The organism is Devosia sp. ZW T5_3, from assembly GCF_044987315.1.
Lineage (GTDB): Bacteria > Pseudomonadota > Alphaproteobacteria > Rhizobiales > Devosiaceae > Devosia.
The window spans coordinates 1-20702 of sequence record NZ_JBJDRE010000001.1; the positions used below are offsets into that span (position 1 = coordinate 1).

A 20702-nucleotide genomic window follows, 5' to 3' on the forward strand; every position below is an offset into this window, starting at 1 on the left:
GTCGAGGAAGCAAGCGCACTGTCATACCAGGTCAAGTTTGCCTGGGCATCGAGGTAAAAGCCGCCCGCGCCATACCAAGTCAGTGATCCGCCCAGGCCATAGCCGGTGCTGCTGACTGAACCGTTTCCGAACACCGAGGCTACATCACCCGCAATGGTGCCGTATCGCGCTGAAAGTCCTCCGACAAGCTTGCCGGCCTCGCCCGAATAGAGCTGTTGATCAGCCCCGGCCTGCAATTGCCAGGTATCGACGTCGAAATCTGCGGCGGTCGTGGAGAACCTGGAATTCATATCGGCATGGCGGCCGACTATCCGGCCCCAGATGCCGCTCTTGGCGCCAGCCGCTTCGGGCAAGGCGCCCGTTTCGATCATACCGGCCGTCCAGGAGCGGTTGCCGACACGCTGCTGGAGGGTTTCAAGCTCGTTGAAACTTTGCAGCATCGCCGCATAGGCCTCGTAGACCGGAGCTCCGGCCTGATAAAGCGGCCCCGTCGGGGTAGTCCCATTGATCAAGGCGGAACGCAGGTACCAATCACCATCGGTAGGCGTGCTGAGGCTCCCTTGATACAGGCGATAGGCATAGGCGCCGCCAACGACCGCGGGAGCCCCCTCGAAAGTATAGCTCCCCAGCAGCGTGAAATCGCCGTCGGAGGCGCCGCCAACATCGACGATTTTGATGCCTTCGTTGGTTTGTGCGCCATTGCCGCCGACATTGATGACACCAACGTTGGTGCTACCGGCCGTGTCGCCAGTTACCACCAGCTTGTCCGTGGATGAGCTGTCATCGCCCAGAACCGTTTCGATTTCGAGCGTGCCGCCATTGCCGAGATAATTACCGGCCACGGTCAGGGTGCCGATCGAATTGCCCGGAGCGATGATGCCCCCGGCAAAATTCGTCGTCGTCCCCACCTGGCCGATGCCCTGCAACCGCCCACCGATGACCTCAATCGAGCCGCCAAGCGTCCCATCGACCGAGAGAATGCCGTCATACACCCGGGAGACGCCCGACAGGCCCGAACTATCGGCAGTGAGCGTGGTCTGCCCGGTGCCCACCTGCCAAACGCCGCCCGTCCCGGCGATCGTCCCGCCGAAGGTCACCGCATCCGAGCGGTTGAAGGCCAGCACGCCGCTATTGGCGACATTCCCCACAATGCTGCCACTCGTCCCGCCATTGCCCAGTTGCAAGGTGCCGGCCGTGATGGTCGTGCCACCGCTATAGCTATTGGCGCCGGTGAGCGTCAGCGTGCCCAGGCCATCCTTGGTCAGGCTGCCCGCTCCGGTCATGACAGGGGCAATGCCGATATTGTAGCCATTGGTGTCGATGATGCCGCCGCCAGCACCAAGGGTGACCGTCTGGGTCCCATAACTTCTGAAGAACGTCGCATTATCGTCGATGGCCCGGACAATGCCGCCATCCAAAGCAACATTTGCCGTGCCTATACCGCCACTGAAACCACTTGTTTCCAGAACCCCGCGAGCGCCCGGCGTACCCCGCACATTCAGAGTGCCGATCGCCGTCACATCCGAGATGCCGAGATCGACGCCGGCGTTCGCGTAAACCCGCGCTCCATCTGCGATGGTCATCGCGCCGACCCCGTAATTGCCGAGGTTAAGGTTGAAGCTGGTCATCTCCCAGCTCGACCCCGGCCCCGTCACGGTGACACTGCCATTGCCACCGGGATTGGCGCCCACATAGCCCTGGTCGCTGGTGACGCTGGCGCCGTCTTCAATTCGCAGATCGCCTTGAGCGAACAGCCCGACGGTGAACTGCCCTACCATGGTCCAGGATGCGCCCGAAGTCAGGAGGACTTCACCACGCTCATAGATGCCGAGCACGCCGTCATCGCTCGACAGCGTGGCACCATCCGAGAGCGCGATTTTGCCTTGCCCCGCAGAACCGACATTGACCCGCCCGCCAACCGCGACGTGACCGCCCGCCTCAACATTGAGCGTTCCCGTCCCCTGATCTCCGATGTTCAGACTTTGCGCAAGCGACAAGGTCGAGGCATTGCCCAATCCATCCGCGCCCGACACCGTGACAATGCCGGTGCTGCCCGGAAAGGAGCCGATATAGCCCGTGCCGCCGCTAACGAACCCGCCCGCCTGAATGTCGAGCGTTCCATTGCCTTCCTGTCCAATGATGACATCACCAAGATTGTCCCAGCGCGACCCTTGCCCGGAAACCGTGACGACGCCCACGCCGCCCACATCGAACCCCACATAGCCCGTAGCATTGGTCAATGTGCTGCCATTGAGAATGGTCATGCTACCAGAACCGGTCACACCAATAGTCAGGTCGACACTGCCATCGATGGATGCAGGATCTAACGGCGTGCTGTCCCCGCCAATGGACACTTGCGCCAATGCCGGCGAGAGCGTCGCCAGCGCGATAACGAATGGTGCGCTCGACATGAACAGGCACCGGCGGGACGACCAAAGACTTGGGAGGAAATGGCTTCTTTGCATCGCGATCGGCCCCAAAAAAAATAAATTAGCAATGCCCGATGTTGCGAACATAATGTTAATTATCCCACAATTCGGCCTCGTCGAGGACTGAAGTTCTTAAGAAAATTGTTGCGGACCGAGATAGCAATTCGCCCGCCCAAGCGATGCTGCCCCACCCCCTTTTCAAAGCAGCGTCGGCACCAAGGGTGGTCTGCCGTCCCAAGCTCCTAGAATGCTTGCCGATTTGCCAAAGATGCCAGTCTGCAACCCGTCCAATGAACCCCTCCCGGCCTAACAAATCCGACGTCCTTCAGTCTGTCTACTGCAATTCTGCTGGGGTGTTTGGCGCGATGTAGATGAGGAGCACGCCAGCAGGCTAGCCGCCTCAGCTCTGTGCCTGAACTGCGTCGCGGTTTAGGCCAGTGAGATGGAGTGTTGTTTGTTCGATGGGCAGCGAAAGGCAGAATGTCGATCCAGTTGCGTCACTTGCCGCCAGTATGAGATCGCCACCACTCTGCTGGGCGATCTCTCGTGAAATATAGAGCCCCAGGCCAGAACCGCTCGCGCTTTGGCCGGCGGCGCGATAATATTTCATGAATATCAGTTCACGGTCGCTATGCGCTATGCCGTTACCTTGATCCACCACGTTTACAAACGCCACGCCTTGATCAGTTGACAGCTGTACTCTCACGAAATCTGTTGCAGCTGAGTATTTCAGAGCATTCTGGATCAGGTTTTGCACCACGACTTCCAAGAGAATGCGATCCCCCTTTACCATTGCCGCGCCGCAGTGAACGAAGTTGACGCGCCTCCCAGCGTCATCATCCAGCCCCGCCTTGGCGGTGTGTAATATCTCATTCAGGTCGAACACTTCCACCTTCGCGAACGATCCCGGCCCGGCATTGAGCCGGTCGCCAGCGAGGATATTTTCAATCAGCATGGACATCCTTTTGACAGTGCGACCGATCCTGTCGATGCGCAGATCAACGTTCCCGGGGTCTTCGGCCACTGAAAACCTCAGGTTGTCAGCGGTCGACGCGATCACGGCCAACGGACCGCGAAACTCATGCGACACCATAGCCACAAAGTCCTGTTGCTGGGCCAAAGCGTTGTTGACCGAGTCGAGGGATTGCCTGAGCATTGTCTCAAGCTGACGACGGCGATCCACTTCCGCTTTGAGAGAGGCGTTGCTTTCGGCAAGCTCCACAGTCCTCTCGCGTACTTTGATTGTCAGATCTCGCTCGGCTGCCTGGGAGATGGCGATAACGCGATCCTTTGCCGCGCGCAGACCGTGCTCAGCAAGTCGCGCGCGCTGAGCGACTGCAGCACTGAGCAATATCAGATGAATAACCGTCCCACCGGCCAGCAACCTGGACAGGGAATTGTCCAGAAGGAACGGGTTCGCTCCAGTATACATCATCTGCATCACCAGCAGCACTCCGATTACGCTTAGGAACGCGATAGCAGAAAGGACATACTGATACTGCCGCCGCACGATAAGCAGATAGAGCACGAAGGCAGCGACAAAGATGAGCGAGAGTTGTTGCAGCCGCGATACGAAAAACCCGACATCGCCATAGCGCCCCATGGTGGCAAAAACTAGGGCAACGCCGTTGAGCAGTATAACGCCCTGTGAGATCGCGGCGGCCCAGAGCCAGTGGTGCCGAAACTCAAACAGCCGATCCAGGAACAGCATCATAGCGATGCTGTACAAGCAAACGATAATGCCCCAACTGCGATGAATGCTCGCTGGGTCAAGGAACTGCAGGACTTCCGAAGCGTATCCCATGTGAAACAGGCTTATCAGTCCAGACTGCACCAGCAGCCAAGTATAGATAATGTATAGTTGCTCCCTGAGCCAGACGGCGTAGAGGAGGTTCGTCAATATCATGACGAAGATCGCGCCGACCACCATGGCCATGATCCAGTCGTCAAGCCTCCGATATCGGTCATAGGCCTGGCTCTGCCAAATATTCAGGGCGCTGGTAATTGATGTCGATGATTGCAGGCGGAGATAATATTCACTGGGGATGGATGAAATCGGCATCGGGAATATGGTCGGGTATGCGTCCGCACTATTTCCCTTTCTAGATGAGATGCGACCGGGGGGCGAGACAGCGTAATGCCCCTTCCCATCGGGTACATAGAGCGTGACCTGCTCTATCAAGGGCCGCTCCACTTGCAGCATCCACTGCTTTGAAATCGTCGCCGCGGATAGGGAGAATCGGACCCAGATCGCGCCTCGCGAATATCCCTCCGTGAGCATTGAAGGAACGGGCCTAAACGGGACCTGGTCGCGCACGGAAACCACGTCGTCAATCGTAAGCGCACCGGAGGAATCGTGAAAGATGGCGAGGTGACCGCTGAGCGAGACCGGACTCTCGATGCCATCAGCTTGCTCCAACATCAGCGCGGATGTTGATCGAGACGCCAGACATGCGAAAAAGATGGACAATGCAACGAGCAGACACAATCGAATGCCGGAGAAGCGCATAGAAGCTCGTTCGTAGCCGCGGAGCCGTTCATTTGGGACAATGGCGGGTGGCCGCGAGGGGGAGTAATCCGCGGCGGCTGGTTGGTTGGGCGTAACCAAATCTTCAGAGGGTGCCGGCTCGCAGAAGCCTTGGCCGCAGACCTCCGTGACTTTAACGGAGCACCTCTGGCGCGCCATCGTAAGCCGCCTTTGCCGGCGAGCATGAAAGTCCAGCACCCCTGTCCCCCTTGTATGCGACTCCCGAAATGAGCATCGCATGCGGCGACTAGAGTTATTGCGCTTCGTCCTGTCCAGAAATTTTGGTACCGGCAGCCAAACTATCAGGCGGATCAATTATATCCGAAGTTCTGCCGCCCGTTGGGAGGCGTCAGGAAGTGACAGAATGTGTCATGAAGTGAAAGTGTAAATAGCACCCGAATGTATAGTTTGACAGGCAATGAGGATGAATCGGGGTTCGTGTGTGCTCGGGTGACAATAGGCCGACTGTCACGGGAGGCTCCGGGCCGCCAGTGGGGGGCGGGTATCATTGCAGATCATGCTCAAATTTTGCATAAAATCTTCGAAAAATTCGCGGTATATAGACAAGGGGCGCGCCTCACCTGGGCGGGGGCTCAGGAAGCACTTGTTGCGTCCTCAAGCGCTGCAAAGGGGCAATGTTCAGCTCTTTGGCAGCAGAGCGTCGTGGCAGATCGTCTCTACCAGGGCGCTTTCATCCTGTGGTCTGCTACTTTCTGACCTCTGCGGTGCCGAAAAGCTAGCGCGGCTTTCAGCGCCCTTGCCTTTGGGCACTTCCTCTTTTGCGAGTGATCCGCCAACGCCGATCGGCTGGACACCGCTTGCGACGAAATCTGGCTCTGCGCTCCTGTCATTTGCGACCGGTGCTGCACCGGAAACCCGTTCCCGGGCTGTGCGGCCGGGAATAGCGCCTTTGTTGGTTGGTCATGCCTGGCAAACAATCCGAGCGCCGCATCATTTTGCGGGGACACGCGTGTCGCGTCCTACGGCCGTGGCCCTCCGGGATATCTCCACCGACAACGATGCAACTCGAGCTCCCCGGCCAATCCCGGAAATCAGAATGCGGCGGGGCGGTGAGATGATCGCCAACCGTCCAGCCGACATTGCTGCGGTCAGCTCGACCCGTTCCGTTTTACCTGTCAGCTAAGCTCGCATCTTGCCCGGCAGGCATCCCATTCACACTCAGCAAGCCGTTGAACAGGATCTTTCATGACCGCCTCAAGCACAGAATCGTCAAACATTGGCCGCGAAAGTCAGGCCGGCGGCCGGCTAAGGGATGCCGGGTTGGGCGCTGCCTGGCGCGACCTCATTTTCCGCGGTGGGCGCGTCACAAAGTATAGGGGCAAGGTAGGCGGGCTTGCGCCTCACACCGCAACGGTGAGCTCAATTGGGCTCACTCTTACTGCAGTGCCCGCATTCCTTCTTGGAAGTGTATTGATCTCGCCCAGTGCTGCACTGGCGGGTGACTGCGGACCGGGCCCTATTGCCATTTGTTCTGGCCCCGCCAACCCTACAGCGGACGGGCCGATCCATTTCAATGGACCAGTTCAAGTTACAACCGAGCCGGGCTTTGGCATGGACGTTCAGTCCGGTAGGGCTCTCAATTTCGCGGGCAATGGTGACATAGTTTTCCAAGATGAAAACAATTCACACATCATTGGGGTTATACGAGCAATAGACGTAGTCAACGGCGGTGGCGGTGGCGGCAGCGTTAGTATTACGTCGAATGGCGTATTGGAAGTAACCGGTGACCTCGGTGCAACGGTAGTAGGCGTCACAACAGTGGCTGACAGCCAAAATGTTGATGTTCACGTGAATGAGCTGACAGGTGGGAGATCTGCTGTAGGCATCGCTCACTATGGCACCGGGTCGGCTAGTTTCACGGCGGATGGTCTCATTAGAACGGCTGAAACCGGTTCGGCAGCCGGCGTTAATGTGCAGATACTTGGTGATGGCTCGGATATATTTGTAAAAACTGCAGCTGTGGATCACGGAAGTAATGGAGCGGCAATAGCCCTAAATAATGATGGCTATGGCGCTACGAGTTTAGAGGCTTCGGGGACAGTCTCTGGTGCTTGGGGTATAACGGCGGCGGCGGGTGCCAGAACCACCGGTGGTATTAGTATCGATGTAGTTGACGTAGTTGGAACATTCTCCGGTATCTATGCCACGAATTCCGGCTCGGGGGGTGTTGGTATCACTGCCACCGGATCGGTGGAGGGCGGAGCAACGGACGGGATTTATGTCTGGTCCGATGTGGGATCAGGCGCGCTCGCTATCGATGCCGCGGCAGTGTCGGCCGACAGGGATGCAATCGCTGCCGACTACTATGGATCCGGCAAGGTTGACATCACCTCGACCGGTCTGGTCGAGGGCGGCGTGAACGGAATTCGCCTCAACACCTATGGGACATCCCAGGGCATCAGCATTGACTCGGCCGATATTACGGGCGGCACCAACGGCATCTGGATCGACCATCGCGGCGAGGGGGCTGTAGATATCAAGGCCCACGACGTCGAGGGGACGGGTAACGACGCCATCAACATCGACACGCTTGCGACCTCGACCGGGCTGTCAATTGACGTAAATGATGTCACCGCGGGAGCCAGCGGCATCCATTTCGTCCATCGCGGCAGCGGCGAGACGACCGTTGTCGCCAACGACGTCACGTCCGTTAGCCACGGCATCTGGTTCGATACGTACGGCAGCGGCGACGTTTCGGTAACTGCGCACGATATCGAGAGCACGGCCGGCCTCGGCATCTGGCTCGACACCTATTCGACCACGAAGGACCTCGATATTGAAGTGAACAGCATCACGTCTGGTGACGACGGTATCAATGCGATCCATAGTGGCGATGGCACGGTCAATATCACTGCGCTGGGCTCGATTGTCTCCGGTGACGATGCCATGGAGCTCTATTTCGACAACGGCGACGTCAAGCAGGTGAACATCGACGTCAACAATGCCAAGGGTGCCGATTTCGGCATTTACGTTGTTGACCATTCAGACGCTATCGACCCGGCCGATCCCGCCGCGGTCAACAACGACCTCAACATCACGACCAGGGGCAATATCGAGGCCGGCAGCGGCTGGGGTATCTGGACCGATACGGACCCCGGGGTACTCACCAACATCACCGTTAAAAGCACTTCCGTCATCGACGCGGCCAGCGGTTACGCCATTTTCAACGCGGACGGCAACAGCCATGTCATCATCGAGAACGCCAAGGAGATCGTCGACGATCCGAGCACGGTCGAGATCGAGAAGAGCAGCGTCAATGGCGTGGTGCGGCTGGGCGCCGGCGCGGACCAGTTGGACCTCCATGGCGGCTTTTCTGGCATCACCGAGGCAAATGGCGGCTATGGCGGCACCAATAGCGACGACGTACTGAACCTGCGCGATGCGAACAGCACCTATGATGCCCGCAACATTATCGGCTGGGATGTCTTCAACATCAGCAATAGCTACCTGACGCTGGACGGCCCGCTGGGCAATCTGGACGTTGGTACGGCAGGCGTTGCAGGCACCGGCATCTTCCTGACAGGCGGATCGACGCTTGAAAGCAATCAGCGGGGCCTGAACATTTTTGGCAATCTTACGCTCGATGCCGGCACAACCTTCCTGAGCGACGTCAATGACGACGCCGGCAATCCGGGCCGGGGCGATACCTACGTCACGGGCTTCCTCACCAATGCCGGCACCGTCTCGATCGCCGATGGGGCCGCCGATGATGACTTTGCCGTCAATGGCCTCTACACCGGCAACAATGGCACCTTGGTCCTCGATACGGTCTTAGGCAACGACACCTCCCGGACCGATACGATGACCTTTAGGGGCGGCACAGCCGAAGGTACAACCTCGGTGGTGGTGAACAATGTCGGCGGCACGGGCGCGCCGACAGTCGAGGGCATCAAGATTGTCGATGTCTCGGGCACTTCCAATGGTGTTTTCTCGCTCGTGGGCGACTATCAGATCGATGGCCAGCAGGCGGTTATTGGCGGGGCCTACGGATACACCCTGTGGAAGAATGGTGTTGGCACACCCACCGATGGTGACTGGTATCTGCGCTCGCAGCTAAAGCCGGTCGATCCTGTGGACCCCACGAACCCAACCAACCCCACCAATCCAACAGGGCCGATTTACCAGCCCGGCGTTCCGGTCTACGAGGCTTACTCGCAAGTCATGCTGGGAATGAACGGCTTGCCCACCCTGCAGCAGCGCGTCGGCAATCGCTATTGGACCGAAGGACAGGCTGCGGCTGATGCAGTGGGGGCGCCTGCCATCGATGAGAATGGTGTGTGGGGTGTTGTCGAAGCCTCCCATGCTCAGTTCCGGCCCGATGAATCCACCAGCGGTGCCGAATATGACCTTGATATCTGGCGCCTGCGCGCCGGCGTCGATGGTCTGATCCTGCAGACCGATGATGGCAAGCTGATCGCCGGTCTGACCGGTCATTATGGGCAGGGCTCGTCGAGCATCTCGTCGGTGTTCGGCCCAGGCAGCATCTCGACCGATGCCTATGGTGTTGGTGCCACGGCCACTTGGTACGCCAATAGCGGCTTCTACCTCGATGGCCAGGCCCAGGTCTCTTGGTTCAACAGCGACCTATCCTCTGACTGGGTGGGCAGCCTGACCTCCGACAATGGCGGCTTGGGTTATGCCCTGTCCATTGAGGCGGGGCAGCGTGTCAACGTCTCCGAGAACTGGACGGTCATTCCCCAGGCCCAACTGGTCTATTCGAACGTACGCTTCGATGGCTTCACCGACCCGTTCGGTGCTCAGGTTGGCGGCGGCTCGGCCGACACCCTTGTCGGCCGGTTCGGTCTTGCCGTCGAATACAGCAATAGCTGGACCAGTGAAGCGGGGCAGAGCCAGCGGGCCGCTGTTTATGGCATCGCCAACCTGCATTACGACTTCCTCGATGGTGCTTCGACCAACGTGTCGGGGACGGAGGTCGGATCGCAGAACGATCCGCTGCGGGGCGAAATCGGCCTGGGCGGCTCCTACAATTGGAATGACGACAAGTTCTCGCTCTATGGCGAGATATCTGCGAGCTCGAGCCTGAACAATTTCGGTGACAGCTATTCTCTCGGTGGCAAGGTCGGCTTCCGCGCCAAGTGGTAGCCGCCTGACCGCCACGCCTTGGGCCGGGGCATCAGTAATGATGCCCCGGCCCAGCCTCGCATTATATTCAACACCGAACTGACCGGAACCGAGCCATCCGAACCTCTAACGGTAAAAGATGACGCCTTCCCCGATGTCCCAACAAACATTTTTTGCTTCGTGCGCACCGTTGGTCTCCGCCGGCGGGAAACCGCGTGAATTCGAAGTGATCGGATCAGACAAGATGCCAAGCTCGTTTAACTTCATTGTACGCTCATTTGCGGCGCTTCTGTTTCTTAGCTCCGCCTCATTATCTCTGGCCCAGGAGACAGCCAGTGGTTCGACGCCCACTCCCCCACTGTGGGCATTAAACTGCGCAAGTCCGAACGCTGCATCGGGGGCATTGGAATGCCAGATTGTGCAGCGTTTTTATCGGCAGCAGACGGGAGAACTGGTCATGGTTCTGGCCATAACCAAAAAATCTCGAGATGTGCCACTCTCCATGGATTTGGTGCTACCCCACGGGCTCAATCTGCCAAGTGGTGTGTCCTATCAGGTCGATGCCGGCGAGACCAAAACCGCTGCAATAAACAGCAGCGGGCACAACGGAGCAATTACGTCTATCCCCCTTTCCCCGGACGTTCTCACCGTCTTGAAAGCAGGCTCCACGCTGACCGTGAAGATGCAGACCTCAGCAGGAGTGGAGCTTTCGATCCCCCTATCATTGGCCGGTTTCACCGCAGCGATCGATCGTCTGTCGGCTATCAACTAGTTGGGCCGTAAAGTATAAACAGGTCGGTATTTCGGGGCGGTTGATGAAGGCCTTGACGGACGCGCCGTCGCTACATGTAGTGTCACATTTATTTTTTCGTCCGTGCCTGAGATCGCCAGGCAATATTCTTGGCTCAAGTTCGCTCGTTTTATGGGTCGGTTCTTGTCAACAAGACGGGCAATGAAAGGGGTCGATGAGGTCGAATATTGACGAGTGCAATGGGGCGCATTGATGATCGAAGACGAGCCAGAACGTGATAATATTGCCATTACTCCACTCGTTTATCTTGTCGACGATGACAAGGATTTTCTCGAGGAAATGTTGTTTGGTCTAACCAAACTTGGTCTGAATGTACGAGGGTTTGATAGCGCTGCGTCCCTCTACCGAGCGTACGCCGCAATGCCCTCTGACATCGTCATCCTCGATATCGGTTTGGATGGAGAAGACGGCTTGTCAATAGCTGCCCATTTGCGGGCCTCACAATCTGTCGGAATTATCATGGCGACGGGCCGCAGCTCCATTGATGACCGGGTCGATGGTCTTAGAACGGGAGCAGACGCCTACCTCGTCAAACCCATTGATATTCGGGAACTCTCTGCCGCGGTGGTTGCGCTCAACAATCGTCTCAACAGGCTCAGTAACCCTTCGCCGCCGTCAACTCCCCGATGGGCGTTGGCTGATGGTGGTTGGGTACTCACCGATGGCCTGGGCCGTCGGCTCCTCTTAACTACGGCAGAACAGCTAGTTTTAAGGTGTCTGTTCAGTGAGCGTGGCAAAACCGTCGAACGACACACGCTCGTAGAGGCCTTGGGTGAAGACATCTACGACTTTAACTACGCGCATCTCGACACTATCGTGAGCCGCCTGCGTCGAAGGGCCAATAAGTCGGATATGGCACTTCCATTGTATGCGATTCGTGGAAAGGGCTTCACTTTTGCGGACTAGATGCAGATGGCATTTGCCGAACGGGCCCGCGCGGTTTGCAGACATGCGGTCGAGAGGGTAGGGCCTTAAAGGCTAGTTGCCCTCCGTAGATTTTCCAATTCAGCCAGCGAACCTACGAAATAAAAGGGGGCGCAGAATTCAAGCTGAGGTGGTCCGGCCCTTCTGTTGGCCATTGTATTGCGCGCCACCAACGGAGTGTAGGTTCTGGGTGCGTCAGGAACACTAAGGGACATCCTTGTCAGAAAAATGCTTGAAATATGCCGAATCACCATGACGCGGCACGTCGCGCGCCGCCGGGCGCGGCGCCACAAAGACCGGTGCCTCACACTTTGCGCGGAAAAACAGCGGATTCCCGTTAGCATTGCCGCATCTGACGCGTTTAGCACCGAGGCAGCATCGGCGGCGCCTGTTCCCAGATAGACCGTATTGTTGCCGGTGGCAGTTGAACTCATGACGCCATTCGCGCCAGCGCCCATGTATTTACGGTCCCGCGCGTTAGGATCACCGTTGAGTTTGCGGCGGCAAACCCGTTTGCAGCGGATGCGTCTGGACTAACCAAAATCTTGCCCCCATTGCTGGAGAGCAGACCGTGTGAATTTGTCTCTGTAGTGGTGGTGATGTGCAATTCAGAGCCGGTCACCACGATGCGATTATTCAGAGCGCCCATCGAACCAGTCCGCAAGCGCCTGCCCCTGCAGTTGACACGACAGGTTGTCGAACACGGCCAGAGACGATCCGGCGTCCCGGCGATTCTGCCCGCAGTGTAAGATATGACGCCGTATGCGCTGGTAGCCTGCGTTCTAATGTGTGTCGCCCCCAAAACAGCGCTGCGGTGTTGGTGTTCATCCTGCACGTTCTTCTCGATCTGCCCTTCGCGCCGGATTGCAGAACTCCGGCCCTGCCGGGCCTTGCAAGAACCGATCCGGTCGACCGCGGGCTTCATGTTGACGAAGATGCCCGCGGCGCGGCACGCCACCAGCATCGGAACGCCTGGGTAATGGCATCGAACTACAACATCTCATGGATCTTCAGTGGATAGGCCGAACGATGAACGCCCGGCTGTACGACAGCTTGGCATGGGCTACCTGCAGTTTGATGCGCTTACCACCCAGGATGCCCAGTCCTCGCTCTATCCGAACTGGAAGGCCTCGCCCGCTCCGAATACCAAGGGGACGTAGGTGCCTCGCCCGCTGGTCTGCTGCTCCTGTTGCCGTCTGCTCTTCCAGGTCCGCACGAACGTTGCCACGCGCTCATACGAGCCCCATAGCCCAGCACCACCAGATCGGCATGCAGCTACTTGGCCGTGCGCCGCTGCTTGCGCGATTTTCCCGCTACCACGCGCAGCCGGTCGGAGGGCGTCCGTACAAACCGATCAAGCTTGCTGGGCGGCGCCGGAACCCTGAACTTGGGCTCCACCGTGTCGACCCTCAGGTACTTGCGGATGGTATTGCGGACAATCCCGTGCTCAATCTCTCGGATCGGTATCCCCTCAGGGAAATGCAGCGCCGGATTACGCTCAATAACGCCATGTCGATCACTCCAATGCCTCCCGACCAGCAGAAGCACCGCACGGCGATTAACTGTGGATCAAACCAGAGCACGACCCTTGGAATATCCTATATGATTTTTCCAAGTTTTAGATTTAGTGTTCTGTCTGTCATCTCTCTGAGCAGATTTTCATTATGCGAAGCAAACACAAAAGCTTCATTGCTCTTGATGTATTCTACAAGTCTATCATGAGCTTTCTGTTGAAAATCACGATCCGCCACACCCATCCACTCATCGAGCAATAAGATAGCGGCTGGTTCTACCGTGCTCATTGCAAACTGGAGGCGACTTTGCATGCCCGGGGAGTAAGTTCCTACGGGCAAATCAAAAAATGCACCGAGCTCCGCAAAATCTGCTACATCTTGAACATATTCTTCAAGAGAGAGCTTCCGTATGCCGAGAAGCGCATACCGTAGATGAACGTTCTGCCTACCCGTCAAAGCTAGTACAGTGCCTGCCCCAATGGTCAGAAGTGACCGGATCGATCCCTGAACATGAACCTCGCCGGAGGCTGCTGGCAGAATCCCAGCAATCAACTTCAACAGAGTAGTTTTGCCGTTCCCGTTACCTCCGATGATGCCGATACGCTCACCGCGTCTGATTTCAAGTGACACTTTGTCGAGGGCCCGTAGCACAATTCGGCCGCTGCGCATCTGACGAATTCGAGGGTCGGCTTGAATTTCAGACTTCTTCAAACCCCTCAAAGGAATGTCTACCGTAACATCGGTGAGCTTTACGACGATATCTGGGTGTGCGCCTATCACGCTACCCACCTGTAAATTACCAAATTTCTATTTGCGCCGAACAATGCCGCAGACAAGGCTACACCGATCGCTGTGAGTCCAAGCACGACAGCATAACTTACTAAGGGCACCTCACCTTCCAGCAGTGGAGATCGTGCAGCCTCCATAACATGGAAAACTGGGTTGTAATCTACGACCCAACGATGGCTTTCAATACGCGACGGATTCCAAAGAATCGGAGTGATCAAATAGATAGCGAACAGCAACTGTGGAAGAAAACCCCTTAAAACTCGAACCCGGTCAAACACAAAAGAGATAGGCAATGCCCAAGAAATTAGTAACAAACAAATTAACATCACTGAAATTATGAACGCAGGTATATTTGCATGACTTAGTGCATAAAAATTCACCACACTAATAACCACAACAGAAGCCAAAACCTTCAATACCACTGCGACCAAAAATTCATAGCACGCGACCATATGAACAATGTACCCGGAAACGCTGGGGAACGAGATGTACCTGGATATCTTCTCATTTGCATGGGCCGTGTCTGATATGAAGGTTGAGATTGCCTGCCAGAACGACATCGAAATAGCAAAGAAAGGTATAAAGGTATCGACCGACTCTCTAAACACCAGCGACATGACAGTGCCAAGAAGTGCGACATGTACAAGAACCGAGATGAACGGAGCAAAAAGACCCAAACCGGAATTTCTGCGCTGCTCTGCGATGTCTGCGATATAAAGCTGCCATGCCAGGCGTCGCTGACCTAAGAGGACCCTTAGGTCGCCCCAAAAAGTGCGCTCGACCCATCGCCAATCATTTTTGTGTAAGGTCATGCGACATGACCAACCAGCGATGAAGCCGCTGATATATATAGCCCAGCTCTTTTCTCCACATTGTGCTTTTGGCTATAAGAGCGCCGGGCGTCAATCCGTTCAGAGCTTTGCGCTTCGTTCAAAATAAGTTTTTGAGCGAGCTCTAAGTGGTTGCCAATCTCGAAAAACGAAATCGAGCCGGGTTGATAACGGTCCAGTTCTTTGAAGCAGTGGGTCCGTGAGCAGTAGGTGCCTTTTTGCAAGTCCAGCGCTAGCGCTGCAGGTCCCGATGATGTCTGACCCACTTCAGCATACGGCAATACGACAGCATCACATGCGGCCATAACCTCATTAAACTCGTCATTAGGCAAAGCTCCACAAAAGTGAACCCTTTGAATAATGTTAGGCTGGCCTTGTGCGACACTTGAACCTTCCAACTCGTCAAGTAGGCTCATGATGTAGGGCTGCTCTACCGTGTTCCTAGCGATACCCTCCGGGTGCAGACCACCAACGATAAGCAAATGATAGTTATTGGGCAGGTGACGCATGGCCCTAACAGCCACCTCGATACCCTTATAGCTTGAAAGAAAGCCGAAACATCCGATAATCACACCGTTGTCGACCCCGTAACGCTGCGCGAGGGCATGACGTTGTCCTGGCCGTGCAATCAGTTCATTTTTTACAGCTTCCGTAAGGAAAGATAGCGGCTCAAACTGTATTGTCTCCGCAGGCAACCCTAGCAACTCAAAGTTGTTGGCCTCCCGCTTGGTCTGAACCAAATGCCGAAATTTCTTTGGATCTTTTCTCACGGCTTTAAATATATTATTGAATATGTACTTGCCTCGGATTGAGGAAATAAAGTCCTTTAAGCCGCGAAGACTTAGGTTTGGTTTGACGCTCTGCATTGCAGGGACGGTATGATATATAATAATTATCTTTTTACTGGCGATAAACAGCTGCCTTATTCTGCGCCAAATGCCGAAAGGACTTATGCCAAACAGGCCGGGCTCCAATTGAATTGCAACCACGTCGGCGAGCTTTGCTTTTTCCAAAATTTCGTTGAAAATCTGCCGCGAGGCTGTCTTGGCATAGGGGCCTTCGGCACGAAATAGGTCGACTGGCAGGGCAGCGATTTCGAGGTCAAACTTGGACTGGTCGCGAAGCGGCTGTTCGAGAAATTCCACGTATTGAGCTATGCCGCACGAGCGACGATAACTTGTTACCATTAGCAACTTTGGGCGACTATTGATCGCCTCCTTGGCGAATGGCGTCTGGGACATAATTTTTCTCTTGTTGGACCTTTTGTACGGATACAAAAGGGTTGCTTTCATAATGGTTAGCTGTCGCGGTATGGGCCACACACCGCTTCGTAGGCCGCTGTATGTACCAAGATTTTGGCCAAAATCCAGTTTTTCAACACAGCGAAATCGGAAAGGCCTTAGGAAACGGTCTGCGACGGATGGCGCTCACCAGTTTTGGAGTCGACCACTCCTAACGCTTCAGTGGCACGCGGCCAGCTGGCCGGTGATGCTGGCAGCATGTTCCACGACTCGTCTTCCCGGAGCCCTGTGGCACTTGGCGCAACACCGACGTAGGCGCCGGTGTTGCGCTGGCCAAGGCAGTCGATTGCATGTGGTTATCGGTGACACCAGGAACAGCAACGTGGATGCCCGAATGTCGGATAGTCAGGTGCAGTCAAATCAATTCACCGCATACTCTGGAACTGCAGAATGTACGATAGGCTTGCAGATTACCAGCGCGGGGGTTTCTCCGAACGTCTTAATGGGTTCATGCTGGCAACGACACGGTTCAACCGCATAGCAGGCAGTGACAACTTTCTCGAGCCCGCTTTCCGCCAGGTCAACTACGGGCGGCAGCATTGGATCGAATATCGTCGGCTAAGAGCTATTACGTCAGCGCCATTTTGACAGCATGCCAAACCTTCGAGCGATCGGTTTGCGGATCATGTAATGCGCCCGCATGTCCCCTTCACCCCACGGGATCAGGCTAAGCTCCAACGTGTTTTCTCTGGCAAACTCATTAACAGCCCAAAACACCCCGTTAGGGTTTTCGTCACGTTGGCTGAACGGAGGCGGCTGCAAATCATAGTCGTCTCCGCATATCCAGCCACCCGGCTTAACCTTTGGCCACCAGTCCCGAAGGTCGCCGAGAGCAGGCGCATATCGATGGTCCCCATCTATGAATACCCAATCTAAAGAGCAATCCGAAGCGCCTAGACATGCCCTGTGCGAAGCCTCTCTCACAATGTGGACGGCCGAGGCATCGCGGAAACGCGTTACTACGCTCTGATAGATTGCCTCACCTTCGGCGGTCGCTTCTCCTTCTGCTATAGCTGCGATCTCGTTGGATTCATGCTGAGCAAACCACTGCTCCCGCCACTGCCATGGGTCGACGAGCGTTAGCGACTTGGGGCGAACAGTCCGAAGGATCATTTCCGAAAAATCGCCTCGATACACCCCGATCTCAGCGGCACTGCCACCCCGTGGTAGCTTCGAAAGCATTTTTATCGCCGCGCGTCGTTGCGGATTTAACTTGTCGGCTCCACTCATTTGATCCTCCTACCGTTGAATCCCTACAATCAGATATCAGTGTCTAGCGAATGTCTGACCAGCCCCAAACAGTCCGTGCAAATCCTCGATCATGTTGGATAGACGCTCGCGGCTTGCAGCAACGGGGGATGCCGTGTCTTCCAAAACTGGCGATGCAGTGAAGTCTAGAACTTCCTGGACCGAGGCGACGTAAGGTACGTTCAGTTCGCCCCCCATTATCCGAAGCTCTTCTAAGTGCTTTGGGTCGACGCCCGGACGAACGGGAGGGGCAACCTGCACACTCGGGGTGCCAACGTTCGCTGCGAAGATCATTGGGTGAAGCCGGCCGACGCTAACAAGTAAGCCGCTTGATGCAATGATTTGCTGAATCCGCCTTGCATTCCACCAATGGACTTCTTGCGGCGCCATCCGCGAAAGTCCAAGTTCGTTGGCAAAGTGCTCATCTTCTGGCGCAAATGGCAGTAGGACCGGGCAATAGTTCTGTGCCCGTAAGCCCTCGAGGAGGCGCGAGCAGTCCTCTAGATAGAGTTTTGTGTCTAGCATGCCTTTCGGAAACTCGCGGAACACGACTGCGGCGCGCTGATGATCCTTTTTGACGGATGGGTCTGTATCGCTCTGGAGATTGAATGCCCAATCGGCGCCATAATGCGCGTCGACGCCATCGCTGCGCGCCCACTCGACGCTTTCCATGGAGCGCAATGAAACGTAGTCGAACAGGTCAAGAAACTCCTTGGAAGCCGCAGACAGGTTCTCCGAAACCGCCATGGTATCCGTATGGTCGGTCCCGGCAAATGCGGTAGGGGTACCAATCCCACCATCCCTGCTTTGCCCCATGTTCATCAACCGCGACAACGATATCGAAGTCATCCCGAAATGCCTCGTACACGCACTGTAGGATAGCCTCGTCCCCCACGTTGCCGCGGCCTAGAAAGCCGACCACTCCGAGTACAGGTTTTCCTGTCTTACCCATTGCTGCCATTCAATATCCACCCAAAAAAGCGGGATATGATGTCCGTGGAAATGCACATGTCAACCCTTGCCTGCGCTCTCGGCAGCCAGAGCTTAAGCTAAACCACACGACATCGATAGGAGGCCAAGATGGCCAATGCCACATGATCGGCAATGCGATGGAGGGGCCACAAGTTTATAAACCGGCGCCAACAATGTTGTCACGAGACTCCAGGCTGGGGCATAGTTCACAGGCCGAAGTGCTCGCGAACCTGAAAGGGGCCCCCACAGTGAAGATCAGCCTCGATCACCTTCCCGAAAGCAAGCAGCGCAATGTGGCGCGCATTGTCGAGATCATCCACGAGGAGTTCGACGACGCGCTCAAGGAAGCCAAGTCGGAGGCCAAGCGCCGCGGACGCATCCTGAAGATCATCCTGTTTGGATCCTACGCCAAGGGCACCTGGGTCGATGAGCCTCACACGATGAAGGGCTATCGTTCGGACTTCGATGTCCTGGTGATCGTCAATGAGAGCCGTTTCGCGGGGTTTGAGTATTGGGATAGGGCCACGGATCGGCTAAACCGCGAGCCTACAATCGGTGTGCCGGTAGGCTTGATCGTGCACTCGGGTCGCGAAGTGAACAATGCCTTGCGCAACGCGCAGTACTTTTTCACGGACATTCGCAAAGAGGGTGTCGTCCTCTATGAGATGGATGATCGTGAACTCGCAGAGCCTGGAGTGCTTACCCCTCGCCAAGCGGCAGAGGTCGCCAAAGGGCACTTTGAGCAACGTTTCTCTTCTGCGGTCGATTTTCTAGAAAGCACCAAAGACGCTCTTTCAAGGCAAAGATGGAACCAGGCCGCCTTTCTACTTCACCAGTCGATTGAACAAGCTTACGCAACAGTGCTGTTGGTGCTGACGAATTACAGTCCGCCCTCGCACAACCTCAAATTCCTGCGCATGCTCGCCGAGGATCGTGACCGCCGCCTGATTGACGCCTGGCCACGTGACCAGCACCGCTACCACGCCTGGTTCAACGTTCTCAATGAAGCCTACGTCAAGGCCCGCTATTCCAAGCACTATGAGATCAGCGAAGATGCGCTGAAATGGCTCATAGATCACACCGAACATCTGCACGCGCTTGTCCTGATGGTGTGTGAAGAGCGCCTGGCAAGCTTGGAACAAGTCGCCACAGCTGAGCGCTAGGTCACATAATCGTCGAGCTGGCTTAGGCGGCCCATAAAGGCGAAGGTCCTCGCCGACAGCTCTGGCGCTGGGAATCGAATAGTGACTCATGCCAGGTTTTCGAATCTGTCGATACCAACCACGACAACGTTTTCGATAGCAACGACGCGCTGGAACGAATTTCGGGTTTGGCAAGATGCCAGTTAGAACGGCATTGCTGACGCTGGTGAACTCCGGACCATGAGCGAAGCTGGGATAAAACTGATAAACTTGGTTCCTTCTTCGACGGGGGCACGGTTCTTCGCCGATGGATTGGTGATAACCGGGACCAAGCAGCTATCAAAAGACCGACGGCACGGGCCTGATCAATTCGCGGGCATGATGGAATGGTAGACATGGCGGACTTAAACTCCGCTGCCGCACCATATTTCCCTTCTTCTCCGAGCGACGAACTTGGCGAAAGGCAGGGGCCCACCCCATAAAACAGATAGTCTGGCACCAATAAGGTGGCTGCCGGACCACCAATACCAGCGCTTAAAACGTGAGTGTTTCAGCCGATATGGTACTTCTCAAACACTATGCATGTGGCTCGCCCTTAGCGTGGAGAAAGGTTCTAATCCTGCGCCCTATCTCTAGTGTCGCGACAGTAGGTACAGTTGACTGCCATTCGACGTCGTCCATAATGATGAGGCCGCCGGGAACTACCTTTTTGGCATGGAGCACTACGTCCTCTGCTGCATTGTACATTGAGTGCCCTCCATCAATATGCAGGTAGTCAGTCTGATCAAAGAGATTTGAGGCATCATCCGAAGGCGCTTCGATGATCCTAACGTTTGGGGCGAGACCGGGCTCCTCTACGAATCGTAGAAGCCCAGACTTGATCCGTTCAAATCCACCTTCTTCCACCAATCATCGTTTACTTGGTTGGTCGCAGGTTCTGTGGCGATATCCGTGCGCCACGTCTCATTGCCGTAGATGGCCTCGCTCGATTGCTGTAACGCAGCTGCAGGCGGGATAAGCGAACGTCCACCAAAGACGCCAATCTCCACCCAGCGCCGCAAATTTCGGGACATAATCACATCCACAATAGCCAGTGACTTTTCGCGGGAGCA

The 20702-nt window shown here is 56.0% G+C and carries 13 protein-coding genes and 1 pseudogene; 4 read left to right on the forward strand and 10 right to left on the reverse strand.

Going from position 1 to position 20702, the window contains the following annotated elements; all coding sequences use genetic code 11:
* Together ACI3KW_RS00005 and ACI3KW_RS00010 are read right to left on the reverse strand one after the other, a co-directional pair.
* A partial coding sequence (locus ACI3KW_RS00005) for an autotransporter outer membrane beta-barrel domain-containing protein (protein WP_404846365.1) occupies positions 1-2411 on the reverse strand: 2411 nt, incomplete at its 3' end.
* A gap of 418 nt (positions 2412-2829) precedes the next feature.
* A complete protein-coding gene (locus tag ACI3KW_RS00010) occupies positions 2830-4938 on the reverse strand; it encodes a 7TM-DISM domain-containing protein (protein ID WP_404846366.1) in 2109 nt (702 codons plus the stop codon).
* A gap of 1797 nt (positions 4939-6735) precedes the next feature.
* Between ACI3KW_RS00010 and ACI3KW_RS00015 the strand changes: the two genes are divergently transcribed.
* The 3 genes from ACI3KW_RS00015 (at position 6736) to ACI3KW_RS00025 (ending at position 11776) form a co-directional block, all read left to right on the forward strand.
* Entirely contained in the window at positions 6736-10080 is a 3345-nt protein-coding gene (locus ACI3KW_RS00015) for an autotransporter outer membrane beta-barrel domain-containing protein (protein WP_404846367.1), read from the forward strand.
* A gap of 133 nt (positions 10081-10213) precedes the next feature.
* Positions 10214-10831, forward strand: a complete 618-nt coding sequence (locus ACI3KW_RS00020; RefSeq protein WP_404846368.1) for an invasion associated locus B family protein — start codon at positions 10214-10216, stop codon at positions 10829-10831.
* 231 nt (positions 10832-11062) lie between these two features.
* On the forward strand, positions 11063-11776 hold the full coding sequence (locus ACI3KW_RS00025; RefSeq protein ID WP_404846369.1) for a response regulator transcription factor: 714 nt from the start codon (positions 11063-11065) through the stop codon (positions 11774-11776).
* 898 nt (positions 11777-12674) lie between these two features.
* Here ACI3KW_RS00025 and ACI3KW_RS00030 read toward each other — a convergent pair.
* The 6 genes and pseudogenes from ACI3KW_RS00030 to ACI3KW_RS00055 form a co-directional block, all read right to left on the reverse strand.
* Positions 12675-13305: pseudogene (locus tag ACI3KW_RS00030) on the reverse strand (IS21 family transposase); the annotation flags it as partial.
* Between the two features lie 87 nt (positions 13306-13392).
* Complete coding sequence (locus ACI3KW_RS00035) at positions 13393-14088, reverse strand: ABC transporter ATP-binding protein (RefSeq protein ID WP_404846370.1); 696 nt, start codon at positions 14086-14088, stop codon at positions 13393-13395.
* Entirely contained in the window at positions 14085-14909 is an 825-nt protein-coding gene (locus ACI3KW_RS00040; RefSeq protein WP_404846371.1) for an ABC transporter permease, read from the reverse strand. The genes ACI3KW_RS00035 and ACI3KW_RS00040 overlap by 4 nt, the downstream gene beginning before the upstream one ends.
* The gene (locus ACI3KW_RS00045) at positions 14906-16168 is read right to left on the reverse strand and encodes a hypothetical protein (RefSeq protein ID WP_404846372.1); all 1263 of its coding nucleotides are present in this window, start codon (positions 16166-16168) and stop codon (positions 14906-14908) included. The genes ACI3KW_RS00040 and ACI3KW_RS00045 overlap by 4 nt, the downstream gene beginning before the upstream one ends.
* A 633-nt stretch (positions 16169-16801) precedes the next feature.
* Positions 16802-17458: a class I SAM-dependent methyltransferase gene (locus tag ACI3KW_RS00050; RefSeq protein WP_404846373.1), complete on the reverse strand. Its 657-nt coding sequence runs from the start codon at positions 17456-17458 to the stop codon at positions 16802-16804.
* 36 nt (positions 17459-17494) lie between these two features.
* On the reverse strand, positions 17495-18325 hold the full coding sequence (locus ACI3KW_RS00055; protein ID WP_404846374.1) for a polysaccharide pyruvyl transferase family protein: 831 nt from the start codon (positions 18323-18325) through the stop codon (positions 17495-17497).
* A 371-nt stretch (positions 18326-18696) separates the two neighbouring features.
* Between ACI3KW_RS00055 and ACI3KW_RS00060 the strand changes: the two genes are divergently transcribed.
* Positions 18697-19611 (forward strand): nucleotidyltransferase and HEPN domain-containing protein, encoded by a 915-nt coding sequence (locus ACI3KW_RS00060; protein ID WP_404846375.1) that lies wholly within the window; start codon positions 18697-18699, stop codon positions 19609-19611.
* Positions 19612-20166: 555 nt separating this feature from the next.
* On the opposite strand, the gene ACI3KW_RS00065 is transcribed toward ACI3KW_RS00060, so the two are convergent.
* Positions 20167-20496, reverse strand: coding sequence for a class I SAM-dependent methyltransferase (locus ACI3KW_RS00065; RefSeq protein ID WP_404846376.1), 330 nt, complete (start codon positions 20494-20496; stop codon positions 20167-20169).
* Positions 20445-20663, reverse strand: coding sequence for a hypothetical protein (locus ACI3KW_RS00070; protein ID WP_404846793.1), 219 nt, complete (start codon positions 20661-20663; stop codon positions 20445-20447). The genes ACI3KW_RS00065 and ACI3KW_RS00070 overlap by 52 nt, the downstream gene beginning before the upstream one ends.
* Positions 20664-20702: the final 39 nt, after the last annotated feature.

What these genes read in the sequence shown, in the direction of transcription:
- ACI3KW_RS00050 (WP_404846373.1), bottom strand. Translation starts at nt 17,458, where the DNA reads ATGAGTGGAGCCGACAAGTTAAATCCGCAACGACGCGCGGCGATAAAA.
- ACI3KW_RS00010 (WP_404846366.1), bottom strand. Translation starts at nt 4,938, where the DNA reads ATGCGCTTCTCCGGCATTCGATTGTGTCTGCTCGTTGCATTGTCCATC.
- ACI3KW_RS00045 (WP_404846372.1), bottom strand. Translation starts at nt 16,168, where the DNA reads ATGTCCCAGACGCCATTCGCCAAGGAGGCGATCAATAGTCGCCCAAAG.
- ACI3KW_RS00055 (WP_404846374.1), bottom strand. Translation starts at nt 18,325, where the DNA reads ATGACTTCGATATCGTTGTCGCGGTTGATGAACATGGGGCAAAGCAGG.
- ACI3KW_RS00025 (WP_404846369.1), top strand. Translation starts at nt 11,063, where the DNA reads ATGATCGAAGACGAGCCAGAACGTGATAATATTGCCATTACTCCACTC.
- ACI3KW_RS00020 (WP_404846368.1), top strand. Translation starts at nt 10,214, where the DNA reads ATGTCCCAACAAACATTTTTTGCTTCGTGCGCACCGTTGGTCTCCGCC.
- ACI3KW_RS00040 (WP_404846371.1), bottom strand. Translation starts at nt 14,909, where the DNA reads ATGACCTTACACAAAAATGATTGGCGATGGGTCGAGCGCACTTTTTGG.
- ACI3KW_RS00070 (WP_404846793.1), bottom strand. Translation starts at nt 20,663, where the DNA reads ATGTCCCGAAATTTGCGGCGCTGGGTGGAGATTGGCGTCTTTGGTGGA.